Raw genomic sequence first — 13,462 nt, 5'->3', positions numbered from 1 at the left:
GGATCTGAAACAGTAGCCACTGTACCATGATTTACGGCTATTTTTGCAAACTCCGATGGTACCAACATCGAACTTTCAATATGTATATGGGCATCAACGAAGCCAGGAAGTATAAAGTGACTTTCATTACAGTCCTTCTCTATGATTGACGTAATTTTTCCATTTTCAATTGTGATTTCTCCCTTGAAAATTTTATGATTGGTTATGTCTACTATGTTACCTTTTAACACTAACAATTGCTTCTTTTAATTTTTCGCTATCAAAACCTTTTGACAGTTCTGTTAAAACCAAGTTTTTCTTCATGTCTTGACTAAGGCCATTCAAAGACTTATCATCATCGATAATTAAATAGTTAGAAATTTTTAATTCAGCTATAAACTTTAAAATTTCTTCTTTTCTATCACGACAACCTATATATCTGGGCAAAAACCCTCTAATTTTCTGTTTTATACCTCTATTATAGAATATTTCATTAAATTCATCTAAGGTCTTATTAATTCTTCGGGTAGAGCTTAACCAGATTTCAAACTTCTTAAAAGATAAAAGCTTATTTAAATTTTCAATACAACCTCTATTAAAGGCTGAATAGCCATCATCATGGATCTCATCTGCTTTCCATGTTGGATTTGTTATTAATACACCATCCAAATCTAAAATCAGTATCGTAATATTATCCAAGTTAATTCAATTGAATTTTTATTATTTGCTGTGTTTTTTCCGTGACTTTAAATCGATCGTCTGCACGCATCCCAACCACCCAAATAATTTGGTCATCAGAAGTCAATACCCAGATATTCTCTTTTTCTACTTTAGACAACTTTTCATCCTTGAGGTATTTACTCACTTTTTTTTTGCCCTTCATTCCTAATGGGTAGAATGAATCCCCTGTTTTCCAAATGCGGAGTTCCAGAGTAAATTTGATGCTTTCGTAATCTACAAAAATTGCGTTTTTAGAATTATCTTTATAAGTATCTACTTTTTCAAATTGCAAGATACCTAAAGGTGTTTCGATTGATGAATTATCTTTTGCTATAAAAAAAGATTCGTCATTTTGTTCTAAGGTTTCCAATTCAGCTAAAACTAAAAACTCACGATGCTTAATTAATCGATGTGTGGCAGACTTAACGTATTTTCCAGTTTCGGCGTTTAATAGTTCCAAAACATCATTCCATTCAGTAAACCCGAAATCCTTGAACATTTCAAACAAATAGGCTTTTGGGTTGTTGACCTTTTTAAATTCTGAAACCTTATAGGTAATTCCGTAATCATTGATGTCAACAATAGCTCGTTTTGCGACAGCATTAAGGCTTTCCTCTACAATATCAGCGGTGTCCTTTAAATTCCTTAGTGTATCTTGAAAACTGTCCAATAATTGTGGGTTGATGTCTTTTAGAACAGGGACTACTTCATGACGCAGTTTATTCCGTAAATATTTGTGAGATGAATTGCTACTGTCTTCACGCCACTTAATTTGATGTTCTATAGCAAAGGCTTCAACCTCCACTCTCGAAAATTGCAGCAACGGTCTTACCACTTTATCATTAATTTCTGGAATTCCAGTCAAGCCATTCAAACCTGTCCCTCTAGTAAAATTAATCAAGAAAGTCTCTAGATTATCATCAGCGTGATGTGCTGTAAGAATATAATCAAATTGCAGCTGTTCTGCTAACTCTTCAAACCAATGATACCGCAATTCCCTTGCTGCCATCTGGATGGATAGTTTATTCTCATCAGCATAAACTTGGGTGTCAAAATTTTGGATAAACACTTCAACTTCAAGCTCCTCAGCCAGTTCCAGCACAAAATCTTCATCAGCGTTGCTTTCTTCTCCTCTTAAATTAAAGTTGCAATGTGCCAGTGCAAAGTTGAAGCCTAACATCTTGCATAAATGCGTAAGTACAACGCTGTCAATACCGCCAGAAACTCCAATTAGTAATTTTGCCGTGCCTAAGAATGACAAACGACTATTGATATATTCCTCGAAGGTTTTTAACATAGTGTAAATATACAACAATGGCCATGCCCAGTCACTAGCGATTTATTTAAAATGACAATTGTCATAGAAAAGACAGATAGTTATCAATAGCTTTAAAGAAATAATAAAAACTTAGCTTATGAGCACTTTTAAAGAACTCTCATCAAAATCTGCACAAACTGCTTTTGATAAAAAAGTACTTTCTGCAGTGCCACATTTGCATCCTTACGTAAAACACAGAATCTACATCGCTGAAACTACAGGGATTTTGCCTAAAAATATGTACTCATCTAATGGGATTATTGACGAATGTATTATAGAACTTTACAGTAACGGTTTTAATATTGAAGCTGAAAGAATGGCTGTAAAGCTAGAGCTGTTTAAACTAGTAGATAACTACATGAATCTTCTTTTTAAAAAAGAGGCTTATCATAAGAATACTATAAGTACAGACAGCATCCGTCAAGATGAGATGAACCGCTTAAGTGAAGACTACACAATTGATGCCGACTTGGATTTAATCTTAAACACAGAATTAAGTGACATATCTTATCAGCAAGATCAAAGCAACCATCTGTACCTGTATGATGATAAACAAGCATCCATACTAAAGGCCTTTGAATTAGAAAATCTATCCAAGATAGAATCGCCTAAGGTATTTGGACGTTTCTATAGTTGGTTGCCAATAAATATTTCCAATATTGTAGATCTCTACATTTTTGGTAATTTGGAATTCGATGACATCGCCAAGATCAAAAATATTAAAACATCTCGTGTAGCACTTATTTTCGATAGGGTGAAAAAGAGTTTTAGAACGCATTTGGAATAATTAGTTTTCCAATACTTCGCGCATAGCTTTAGCCTTAATTAAGCATTCCTCATATTCCTTTAGAGGATTGCTTTTTGCCGTTATGGCACTACCAACAGAATAGGAAATATATTGCTTTTGAGCATTATACAGAATACTTCGAATAATCACATTAAAGTCAAAATCCCCTTCTGGTGTAAAATAGCCTACAGCTCCTGAATATAAGCCACGTTTGGTTTCCTCCAATTCCTCAATAATTTTCATTGCGGAAATTTTTGGTGCTCCAGTCATACTTCCCATAGGAAAAGTAGTCTTTAGTATATCGACAGGTTTTATTTTTTCGGACACCTGTGATGAAATCGTAGAGATCATTTGATGTACCTGTAAAAAGGAATAGACTTTGCAGAGTTCTTCTACCTTTACGCTCCCTCTTTCTGCTGTGTGGGACAAATCATTACGTACCAAATCCACAATCATAATATTCTCGCTACGCTCTTTTTCATCTTTGGACAAACGTTCTGCAAACAATTTATCTTCTTTTGGGTCTAAAGACCGCTTGGCTGTTCCTTTTATGGGTTGTGAAATCACCCTTGTCCCATCTTTTTTAATATAACGCTCTGGTGACGCGGACAGCAGATATTTCTCACCACATTTTAAGAATGTAGCAAAAGGAGGTTGTGAAATCTCATTGAGTTTATTAAAGGTTTCAATAGTATCAATGGTGCGATTTTCTGCATAGAATTCCTGACAAAAATTGGCCTCATAGATGTCGCCTCGTTGAATATGAGTCAGCATGGTATTGACTTTTTCGAAGTATTCATCTTTATGAATTCTAAGTTTAATCTTTATACCATTACTTGCAGGTTTACCGGCTTGACCATTCAATTGTTTTATAGTTTTCAAATCAGCTTCAATCTCATCCTCCACAAGCCTGAGGTATCGAATTTCGACAGAGTCATCTTTAACCAAAAACAGTTTTTTAGGCTGAAAAAAATACAGATCAGGGTGTTCTATACCATCGAAATTGTTAGACCTTAAATCTTCGATACTATTTTTAAGATCATACGTTAAATAGCCAAAAATCCAGTCTTTAGTCACTTGTTGATACTCATCCAAACGATAAAACGCCTCATGATAATCTGTTTGCAAACTTGTAAAAGCATCAACAGCCAATATGGCGTCATAACTGCGTAATTTATCCTTATGACCATTAGAATCTAGCCAAACAACATCGTCAAATCGTTGCGCCCAACGCAGTAACTGCCTTTTAAAGATTTTAGGATTTTTTGGCGAATGCTTAAGTGATGTTCTCAAGAGGTTATTTTAATTTCGCAAAAATAAACAGAATACTTTTAATGCGATAAGTATTGTATATTTCGACAAAATAATTACAATGTATAATCTAAAAAACGATAGCCTAATTATAAATATAAAGCACAAGGGTGCTGAATTGTGCAACATAACCGCAGTAAAATCCGATTTGGAATTTCTATGGCAAGCTGACCCTAACGTATGGGGAAGTCACGCACCCAATTTATTTCCGATTATTGGTGCATTGAAAGATGATATGTATTACTATGATTCAAAAGCCTATAAAATGCCAAAGCACGGTTTTGTGAGGTACAATGAGGATTTTGAAATTGTTATGCATTCCGAATCCAAAATAACATTTAAACTGAGTTCTAATGATCAATTAAAAACTATTTATCCTTTTGATTTTGAATTCTTATTGACGTATGAACTTGTCGATAACGTTCTTCATTTGCATCATTCCATTACAAACACTGACCATAAGACTATTTATTTTTCTTTGGGAGGTCATCCTGCATTTAATTGTCCTTTGTATAATGGCGAAGCATATACAGACTACATTCTTGATTTTGAAAAACCCGAAAACAGCGCATCTCATATCTTGGACATGCCTACGGGACTCGTTACAAAAAAAACAAAGTCAGTCTTTAAAGATGGTCATAAGATTCAATTAAAACCAGATTTATTTGATGAAGATGCTTTAATTTTCAAAGACCTTCAGTCTAGAAAAGTGACTTTAAAGCATAAACAAAAAGGAAGCATTCTATCGGTAAAATTTGATGGGTTTCCATATTTAGGCATTTGGGCAAAACCTAAAGCACCTTATGTTTGTATTGAACCATGGTTAGGCATTGCAGATGCTGAAAGCACTAATCAACAATTTGTAGACAAAGAAGGTATCATTGCATTGCAGCCTAAAGCCGATTTTAAAGCCACCTATAGTATTGAAATAGATAAAGCCCATTTAGTCTAAGTCCATTAATAGTAGTAGTTTTGTACAAAATTAGGACGATTGACTTTTCAGGATTTAAATTTAAATACGCCTTTATATAACGCCATTGAGGACTTGGGTTTTGAGAATCCAACTCCCATTCAAGCGGAAGCTTTTAACATCATTGCCTCAGGTAAAGATGTAGTAGGTATTGCGCAGACCGGAACTGGTAAGACATTTGCCTACATGTTACCTATTTTACGGCACCTAAAATATTCTCGGCAAGACAATCCTAGGGTTCTCATTCTTGTACCTACTCGAGAGCTGGTTGTACAAGTTGTTGACGAAATTGAGAAACTATCCAGATACATTAATAATAGGGTTTTGGGCGTTTATGGTGGCACCAATATCAACACTCAAAAGCAGGCCGTTGCTCAAGGTCAAGATATTATTGTGGCCACACCAGGGAGATTATACGACTTAGCGGTCAGTAGAGTTTTACAGTTAAAATCAATTCAAAAATTAGTCATTGATGAAGTTGATGTGATGCTAGATTTAGGTTTTAGACATCAATTGATGAACATCTTCGATATCTTACCAGAACGCAGACAGAATATCATGTTTTCTGCGACAATGACTAAAGATGTAGATGACTTGATTACCCACTTTTTCATTAATCCGGCCAAGGTTCAAATTGCTGTATCCGGAACACCTTTAGAAAATATAAAACAACAACGTTATGATGTTCCTAACTTTTACACAAAAGTTAATTTGTTGGAGTATTTACTACAGGATGAAAATGAATTTTCTAAAGTTCTCATATTCGTCGCCTATAAAAAAATGGCCGATCGTCTCTTTGATACACTAGAAGCACTGTTCCATGGGCAAACATGTGTTATTCATTCTAACAAAACCCAAAATTACAGATTGCGCAGTATTGAACAATTTAGAGATGGTGAACATCGAATACTTGTAGCGACCGATGTTATGGCCAGAGGTTTGGATATTGATGATATTACACACGTGATTAATTTTGATACTCCCGAGTATCCTGAAAATTATATGCACAGGATCGGTAGAACAGGTCGTGCTGAAAAAGAAGGTCGCACCTTATTATTTTCAACAGAAAAGGAACAGGAAGCACGTGAAAAGATTGAAGATTTAATGCAATTGCAGATTGAAAGCGTTGTTATTCCTGAAGCAGTTGAAATTTCCACAACATTGATTGAAGAAGAGCGTCCTCAGATAAAAGAACGCAACAATCCTATAAAACGAAAAAAAGAGGATTTACCTGGACCCGCTTTCCATGAAAAAAAGGACAAAAACAAAAAAGTAAATCTAGGTGGTTCTTACCGAAGGGAAGCGGCCAAGAAATACAAAAAACCCAAAACGCGAGGCGACAAAAATTCCAATAGGCGAAATAAGAAACGTCGATAAAAAAGAAAACCTCTTCAGTTTTGAAGAGGTTTTTTATAGGTCAAGTACCGCAGGACCCATTTTATAGCAAGATAAAATCTATAACCCTAACCTTATAGTTGGTCCTGCATTTGTACTTGATTTTCCATCAAATCGTTTATAGGCACTATTAATCGCCCTTTTTGATTTTTTAAAATTATTGAAATGCTCTTTACCTCATCTACAGTATAGTCTTCATTATTAAAATTAATTTTCTGACCTACTTCAAACATTTTTCTAGCATAAAATGTATGCATCAGCTTAGCAACCACGTTTTTAGCTCCTAATCCAAATGCTATGGCAAAGGCTAAGAGAAAAGCCGCTAAAATCATTGTAATGTTACTAGTAATAATCGTAGTATCAATACCTGCTTGATTTAGTGCTGTAATCGAAATAAAAATCAATATTATAAAGAACACGATTTGGCTGATGATCTTTCCGCCAGATAAATCCATGGATTCAAAGAAAGACTTTAACCCCTTTTTTACAAAATTGGCGAACAACAATCCCAATGTAAAAATAATAAGTGCTGCAAAAAGTTGAGGTAAATACGATAATAGTTCACTTATTTGATTAGAGATGATTTCTAATCCCATAACATCCGACACCATTATAATTAAAATGATGTACATTACCCATTTTACAAATTTTGACACAATCTTTATGGTGTCAAAATTCAGTTTCTTACCTTCTACTATTTCAATATCGTTTAATTTATCGTCGAGCTTATCAGCCTTAGCTAATTTTAGTACTTTTTTTATAGCCTTGCCCACTAATTTGGTGACTAGCCAGCCAATAAGCAGTATAGCTATAGCACCAATTGCTTTTAAAGCTACCGCTGTAAATTCTGGCCACATGGATGACAACGATTGTAGTGCTGTATTTTTAAAATCTGTTACTTTTTCCATACTTAAAAAATTAATGTTAGGGTTTTGTAAGTATTTATTTTTCTCTATTTCGGCTTACAGTGTCTATAATGTAACCAAGGTTATACGAAAACAGCTCAGCAAGCTCCATCAATAACTTAGCCATAGCAATATCGTGCATGACTTTACCTTTTAGTTCTGGTGGAACTTCTTTTAAAGGCTGATTTATTTGCTTAAATGGATTCTCCATCTTTCGTATACATGTTATTGTACTTTTGTACAAGTTTTTCTTTTGCCCGCTTTAGGCGCATTTTTACTGCGCTCTCGCCAATATCTAAAGCTTCAGATAATTCCTTAATGGATAAATTATCCTGATACTTTAGTAATAGAATCATTTTCTCATCCGGTGAGATCAATTCCATAACACGTTTTAACTGCCCAACCCTCATGTTTTCAAACTCGCGCGTAGAATCAATATCTTCACCAATATTCTGAATATCTATACTTTCTGAACTGACAGAATTTTTTTCAATCTTTTTGGCCGTGTTTCTGGTTACGTAATTTACGCAATGATTGTATGTAAATGCATATAACCATGTCGAAAATTTAGACTTCCCTTTAAAACTAGCTAATTTAACAAACACTCTTAGAAATACATCTTGTGTTAAATCCTTAGCCTCGTCTGCTCCATTGGCAAAGCCATAACATTTGTTATAAACCATAGACGCATACCTATCATAAAGTACCTCAAACAACAATGTGTCATTTGTTTTTACGATGGCCTCTACAAGCGCTTCATCGGTTAGGCTATGAACTGCGTCTGTTGTCAAATTGGTTTGTTAGTTCTTTTTTAACTTGGTTAGTTATTAATTTAAGACCCATACTTTTACATGAAGTCACTTTAATTTTAAAAAAATTCTTACTTTTTTAAATACGCTTCCATATCACTAAGATGATGCCCTAAAGCTTGAGTAGAAATCTGTATTTCCCTTATTAAAAACGCCAATGATAATATGAGTAATAATAATGCTATTCCAAAGATCCAAACGGCTAATATATGTTGGTCTATATAGATTAAGAACATTGTTAAAACACATAGTAAAAGACTCGATATACCAAAAATCTGCATCCAGCGTGTTAAGTTTAATCTTAATTTTAAATTGTTAATCTGTCGTATTAAAGATTCCTCTTTCCTTTCCTTATACTTTTCGCTTAAGTTTCTTATCACTGCCGCATAGGCTAAAAAACGATTGGTATAAGCTAACATTATTAAAGAAATTGCGGAAAACAAAAGTGCTGGTGTTGTGAGGGTTAGTGCTTCCATAAGACTATTTTCACAAAATTACTGAAATAAAACTTTGTAAATAAAAAAAGCGAACTTTTCAAAGCTCGCTTTAGCAATTATCGTTTAGGATTTCATCCTTTTTGGAATGATTTATACCTTAATTAACAATTCAAAACATCATTAAAGTCAATAATAGTTGCATCTTGTTTTTTACGTAATAAACTACTCCTATATTATGATTTATCGGTATGCATTAACCAGCGCAAAATGAGGATTCCTATTCTGGCTATGATAAAAGTAAATAGACCAAAAGTAGCTGTTAGTAGAGAGACCTTAAGTCCGCCAGCAAAGATCGCGGGATTCGGATCTCCTAAAGCCTCTACGGAATCAAAAGCTGTGATTAGTCCTATTACAGAAGCGAAAAAGCCTATAACCAGACCAAGCAGGCTAGTATCAGTGGTTAGGCTAATCATTTTTTTAGCCTGATGTGCATCCTTCTTTAGACTCAAAAAGCCTTTAACCAAAAGAAAAATTGAGAGTAGCAGACAGATTAAAATCAATGTCATAAAAAAAGGACCACCTTCCTTAAAACGGTCTACAAACTGATTGGTAAGCAGAGAAATTGTGTATTGCATAGTGTGTAAATTTAGTTATAGTTTTTAATTAGTAGTTTTCTGTTGTTTTTTGATTACTACTTCAAATCTATAAACAGTACCAAAGCAATTTTGAATTTTGCGATAGATGACCAGTTTAACTAGTGATATAGCAAAATGCTAAAACCAGTACTAAATCCGTCGTTCGTCTACAAAAGAGTGAACCAGGTTAAAAATATAGTATTATTGTATGTACATTACACATTAATGCTTACGCAAAAGTTTATTCTAAAAAAAATAGGTCAAGCAACACTCCATCTCTTATTTTGGACAGGTGTTTTATTTTTTTATACCTACTTTTTTAGTGTCGGCAGCAAAAACTTAAGTGACACGTTTTCCTTTTCATTGTTTTTAATGCCTATTACCATTGCAACGACCTATGTATCCATTTATAAGTTGATACCTGATTACTTGATAACTAAAAGGTACTGGCATTTTGCACTTTATAGCGTTTATACGCTTATCATTTCGGCATACTTAGTCATGGCTTCTATATTCTTTAGCCTTATATACATTTCAGGTTTTGATTATACAGAAATGAATCCTGCAACCAAGAATATTCTGTTTATAATGACTGGTGTTTATTTGGTCGTTTTTATCGTTAGCGCATTTAAACTTCTAAAGTTGAATGTAAAACAGACGGCAAAAACCAAAATCCTCGAAACCAAAATCCTCGAAGCACAACTCAAGTTGAAGGAACAAGAACTCAATTATCTAAAAATGCAGATTCATCCGCACTTTTTATTTAATACCTTAAATACCATGTATGGTTATGCTTTGAAAAAAGCCCAGGAAACTCCAGAAATGATTTTGAAGCTTTCTAATCTTTTAGACTACTTGCTATACCATGTAGATAAACCTTTGGTGCTTCTATCTGATGAAATCAATCATATTAAAGACTATATAAGCTTGGAGCAAATGCGTTTTAACGACACCTTGGATGTGAATTTTTATGACTCAGGTTGTTCAAAATCTATTGAAATTGCTCCTTTACTGTTCTTACCATTCGTCGAAAACAGTTTTAAACACGGAAAGATTGAAAATGGTATTCTTAGCATTGACATTTCAATACAATGCAAAGTCAATCATATTGTATTTAATGCTAAAAATTCACATTCAAAATCAGTTTCAAAAACAGCAGGTATTGGACTAGACAATATTAAAAAGCGCTTAGAATTGCTCTATCAAAATAGGTACACCCTAGATATTATTGAAAGTGATGACTTATTCGAAGTACAACTCCAACTTAAACTAGCTGATGTCTAAAATCATTTCTTGCATAATTGTTGATGATGAGGCCATGGCACGAGAGGTTATTGCCTCACATCTATTGCATATAGAGAACTTTGAAATTGCTGCGCAATGTAAAAATGCCATAGAAGCCTTTAATTTTATTAGAAATAATAGTGTTGACCTAGTTTTTTTGGATATCAATATGCCAGAAATTTCAGGTATAGCTTTTGCCAAATCCATTAATAAGGATATTAGAATCATTTTCACTACTGCTTACAGAGATTATGCGGTGGAGGGATTCGATTTACAAGCTGTAGATTATCTCTTAAAACCCATTGCTTTTGATCGTTTGCTTAAAGCTGTAAATCGTTATTTTGAAATAACCCGTAATTCTAACATAACATCCTCTACAATACCAGAAAGGCAGGACTTCATTTTTGTACGTTCTAACCGAAGGATGCTAAAAGTAGATTTTGAAGCGATTATATACATTGAAAGCTTAAGCGACTACATAAAAATACACCTTCATTCTCCAAGCAAGTCTAATTCGATTGAAACTATTATCACAAGAGAAACTATAAGCGCCATCGAAGCAAAACTCCCAAAACAACAGTTTTTACGAATTCACCGATCATATATTGTTGGTTTATCAAAAATTCAATCATTTACTAATGAAGAAGTTACAGTTAATCGAATAGCCTTACCCATTAGTCGAAGTTATAGGAAAGAAGTTTTGAAACATCTAGAAAATTTCTAACTTTATTCCAATAAACGCCCAAATCTATCGTTATTATAGTCTTTGACTATTATAATTTATTAACCACTTAATGAACGATTATCTACATAATACTATTCCCAATCTTAAACCCTTCGATTATGAGCGTCACCATGACTCCCATTTTATAAATCAGCAATGGGTATTGGTTAATGGCATATCTGAAAAGAAATCGATCTATACCTTTAGGGATGACAATATTCTAGAGATTGAAAGAAAAGATGCTACTATTAAAACCTCTTGGACATTAAGTATTCATAATATTTTCACTATTGAGACCGAAGATGGTATCATTACGGTAAAAGCCTATTTTAAGGATGATGATATCTTAGTACTTAATCATCAAGATAAGGAAGAATTTGCACTTTATATCAATACGACTAACTACGATGATGAATTGAACTCCGTAGAAGACATTCAATCATTTTTAAAAGAAAAGTACCGAAAGAAAGTTAGTAATGTTATCTATGAGCACGAATTCTATTATATATCCGAATCTGAAGAGTTTGGGCCAAATACCGTTGAAGAACTTTCGGAAAAGGTGAAAAATGAAGATATAAGTGCCTATTGCTTTGTACGAGACATCAATGAGGACGATTATTCCAAACGTCTACGCATTGTAGATTTAATGCAAGAGCTTTAGTTATTCAATAACTTCACTTTCTCTTGAACTCTATTCCATAACATTTTTTCATCTAAATCCAATACTTCAACATTCTCTACAATAAAGTTGAAATACTTTTTGGCTTTGTCTGATTTAGCTTGAAGCATATGGCCATAATACAAATATATGGCTGCACTGATCGTTTGGTTATTTGGAAATTTAAAATCTATTAATGGCTCTAATATTTTGATGCCTTGTTCTACCTTTCCCAACTCAATTAAAACAGAGCCTCTAGTCCCTGCGAAATAAGAAAAATCAGGTTTTATGGAATACGCTGTTTTAGAGAGCAGGTCGATATCCTCATGATCATCTGCCACAAGTTTTAACCATGCAAGTCCATTATTTATATGAGCGTACATCATTTTATTTTTTTCCTTGTCCACGATGTCCAAACATGGCTCGATCCATCTTAGAGCTTCATCGGGTTCACCTTTTTTCAAATGCATTAAACCCACATTGTAACTCGCCAATAACTTCGTTTCTTCTAATTCTAAATACTTCTTATAGAGATTTATAGCTTCATCAAAATCCTTGTCTTCAAATCTGTCCTGTGCTTCAAAAAAATCATTATAATCTATGTTTGATTCATTCTTCTTTGAAAAAAGTAATTTCAATAATGTTAATCCATCAGTTGCCACCTTCACACCGAGATATTCCACATAATAAGGTATAAGGCTAATAATAGCTAGAAGCGTATTTGCCAAAATAAAAGCAGAATAGAAATCCAATCCGTGCTTACCAGACAAATATGCAGCGTTAAAACCAAAGACCGCATAAACTAAATAAGCTACAATTAGATTAGTAAAAAAGCCACCTGAGGTTAATATAAACTTATTGATTTTTGACTTCTTTCCAACCGGAAAATTAACAAATGCAAAACCCCCATTAAAATCCTTATTGAGTATAATCTTAACGTTAAATACTTGAAACCGTTTCACTTCATGACTTTTTCCCAAAACAATACGCTTAGGATTTCCACCAGCCAATTTTCCAAATAATAAATGTCCTATTTCGTGAATAACAACCCCTACTTTAATAAAAAGTAGGGTTGCCACCAAGTTGAGGGACATATAACCAAGTTTACCAAATTCGTCGCCAATAAGTAGGGTAATGCATCCAGTAACTAGAAAAATCCAAAAATAAAATGGGAAAATTGCTCTAAGAATTTTCATTTGCAAAAACTTGGTGATTATTATTATAAGACGCGTTGCTTCATAGTAAGTAGTTAAAATAAAAAAGCGAACTTGGTCACTGAGCGTAGTCGAAGTGCAGTTCGCTTCTTAGATTCTGAAATGCTGAAGCAGGCTCATCACAAGCAAGTTCAGAATGACATTTCTTTTCTTTTAAACATGCAAAGGTCTATTATCCGTTGCCGCTAAAGCTGCTTCTTTAACAGCTTCGGCAAATGTTGGATGCGCATGTGAATATCTTGAAATGTCTTCGGCAGACGCTCTAAATTCCATGGCAGTAACGGCCTCAGCAATTAAATCGGCACAACGTGCTCCG

16 protein-coding genes and 1 pseudogene are annotated in these 13,462 nt (G+C 33.9%); 6 read left to right on the top strand and 11 right to left on the bottom strand.

What is annotated here, in order from left to right:
- From Q0992_RS00195 to tilS, 3 genes are all read right to left on the bottom strand, one after another.
- Positions 1 to 236: amidohydrolase family protein (locus Q0992_RS00195; RefSeq protein ID WP_299519026.1), on the bottom strand; the 236-nt coding region annotated here is incomplete at its 3' end.
- Positions 217 to 678, bottom strand: coding sequence for an HAD domain-containing protein (locus Q0992_RS00190; RefSeq protein ID WP_299519024.1), 462 nt, complete (start codon positions 676 to 678; stop codon positions 217 to 219). The genes Q0992_RS00195 and Q0992_RS00190, both read right to left, overlap by 20 nt.
- Position 679: 1 nt before the next feature.
- Positions 680 to 1,996: a tRNA lysidine(34) synthetase TilS gene (gene tilS, locus Q0992_RS00185; protein WP_299519021.1), complete on the bottom strand. Its 1,317-nt coding sequence runs from the start codon at positions 1,994 to 1,996 to the stop codon at positions 680 to 682.
- Between the two features lie 118 nt (positions 1,997 to 2,114).
- On the opposite strand from tilS, the gene Q0992_RS00180 reads away from it, so the two are divergent.
- Positions 2,115 to 2,804 (top strand): hypothetical protein, encoded by a 690-nt coding sequence (locus tag Q0992_RS00180; RefSeq protein ID WP_299519018.1) that lies wholly within the window; start codon positions 2,115 to 2,117, stop codon positions 2,802 to 2,804.
- On the opposite strand, the gene pabB is transcribed toward Q0992_RS00180, so the two are convergent.
- The gene (gene pabB, locus Q0992_RS00175; RefSeq protein WP_299519016.1) at positions 2,805 to 4,097 is read right to left on the bottom strand and encodes an aminodeoxychorismate synthase component I; all 1,293 of its coding nucleotides are present in this window, start codon (positions 4,095 to 4,097) and stop codon (positions 2,805 to 2,807) included.
- A 79-nt stretch (positions 4,098 to 4,176) separates the two neighbouring features.
- Here pabB and Q0992_RS00170 point away from each other — a divergent pair, with 79 nt between their 5' ends.
- Positions 4,177 to 5,067: an aldose 1-epimerase family protein gene (locus tag Q0992_RS00170; protein WP_299519014.1), complete on the top strand. Its 891-nt coding sequence runs from the start codon at positions 4,177 to 4,179 to the stop codon at positions 5,065 to 5,067.
- Between the two features lie 39 nt (positions 5,068 to 5,106).
- Positions 5,107 to 6,462, top strand: a complete 1,356-nt coding sequence (locus Q0992_RS00165) for a DEAD/DEAH box helicase (RefSeq protein WP_299519012.1) — start codon at positions 5,107 to 5,109, stop codon at positions 6,460 to 6,462.
- A gap of 92 nt (positions 6,463 to 6,554) precedes the next feature.
- Here Q0992_RS00165 and Q0992_RS00160 read toward each other — a convergent pair whose 3' ends face one another.
- The 5 genes from Q0992_RS00160 to Q0992_RS00140 all read right to left on the bottom strand — a co-directional run bounded on the left by Q0992_RS00160 (position 6,555) and on the right by Q0992_RS00140 (position 9,266).
- The gene (locus tag Q0992_RS00160; protein WP_299519010.1) at positions 6,555 to 7,388 is read right to left on the bottom strand and encodes a mechanosensitive ion channel; all 834 of its coding nucleotides are present in this window, start codon (positions 7,386 to 7,388) and stop codon (positions 6,555 to 6,557) included.
- 34 nt (positions 7,389 to 7,422) lie between these two features.
- Complete coding sequence (locus Q0992_RS00155; RefSeq protein WP_198658913.1) at positions 7,423 to 7,596, bottom strand: hypothetical protein; 174 nt, start codon at positions 7,594 to 7,596, stop codon at positions 7,423 to 7,425.
- Positions 7,580 to 8,176: a sigma-70 family RNA polymerase sigma factor gene (locus Q0992_RS00150; protein WP_299519006.1), complete on the bottom strand. Its 597-nt coding sequence runs from the start codon at positions 8,174 to 8,176 to the stop codon at positions 7,580 to 7,582. The genes Q0992_RS00155 and Q0992_RS00150 overlap by 17 nt, the downstream gene beginning before the upstream one ends.
- 89 nt (positions 8,177 to 8,265) lie before the next feature.
- Positions 8,266 to 8,670 carry a DUF2721 domain-containing protein gene (locus Q0992_RS00145; RefSeq protein ID WP_299519003.1) on the bottom strand — a complete coding sequence of 135 codons (405 nt, stop codon included), beginning with the start codon at positions 8,668 to 8,670 and terminating at the stop codon, positions 8,266 to 8,268.
- Between the two features lie 194 nt (positions 8,671 to 8,864).
- Positions 8,865 to 9,266 (bottom strand): MotA/TolQ/ExbB proton channel family protein, encoded by a 402-nt coding sequence (locus Q0992_RS00140; RefSeq protein ID WP_299519002.1) that lies wholly within the window; start codon positions 9,264 to 9,266, stop codon positions 8,865 to 8,867.
- A gap of 225 nt (positions 9,267 to 9,491) precedes the next feature.
- Between Q0992_RS00140 and Q0992_RS00135 the strand changes: the two genes are divergently transcribed.
- The 3 genes from Q0992_RS00135 (at position 9,492) to Q0992_RS00125 (ending at position 11,935) form a co-directional block, all read left to right on the top strand.
- Positions 9,492 to 10,550, top strand: coding sequence for a sensor histidine kinase (locus Q0992_RS00135; protein ID WP_299519001.1), 1,059 nt, complete (start codon positions 9,492 to 9,494; stop codon positions 10,548 to 10,550).
- The gene (locus tag Q0992_RS00130; RefSeq protein WP_299518999.1) at positions 10,543 to 11,274 is read left to right on the top strand and encodes a LytTR family DNA-binding domain-containing protein; all 732 of its coding nucleotides are present in this window, start codon (positions 10,543 to 10,545) and stop codon (positions 11,272 to 11,274) included. Before Q0992_RS00135 ends, Q0992_RS00130 begins: the two co-directional genes overlap by 8 nt.
- 70 nt (positions 11,275 to 11,344) lie before the next feature.
- Positions 11,345 to 11,935: a hypothetical protein gene (locus Q0992_RS00125; RefSeq protein WP_299518998.1), complete on the top strand. Its 591-nt coding sequence runs from the start codon at positions 11,345 to 11,347 to the stop codon at positions 11,933 to 11,935.
- On the opposite strand, the gene Q0992_RS00120 is transcribed toward Q0992_RS00125, so the two are convergent.
- Together Q0992_RS00120 and Q0992_RS00115 are read right to left on the bottom strand one after the other, a co-directional pair.
- On the bottom strand, positions 11,932 to 13,128 hold the full coding sequence (locus Q0992_RS00120) for a site-2 protease family protein (protein ID WP_299518997.1): 1,197 nt from the start codon (positions 13,126 to 13,128) through the stop codon (positions 11,932 to 11,934). The genes Q0992_RS00125 and Q0992_RS00120 overlap by 4 nt on opposite strands.
- A gap of 171 nt (positions 13,129 to 13,299) precedes the next feature.
- Positions 13,300 to 13,462, bottom strand: a pseudogene (locus Q0992_RS00115) (dihydrolipoyl dehydrogenase); the annotation flags it as partial.

The organism is Winogradskyella sp. (assembly GCF_028289625.1).
In the GTDB taxonomy this organism is placed as follows: domain Bacteria; phylum Bacteroidota; class Bacteroidia; order Flavobacteriales; family Flavobacteriaceae; genus Winogradskyella.
The sequence above is the reverse complement of the archived record's forward strand: the minus strand, read 5'-3'. Positions and strand labels throughout refer to the sequence as shown.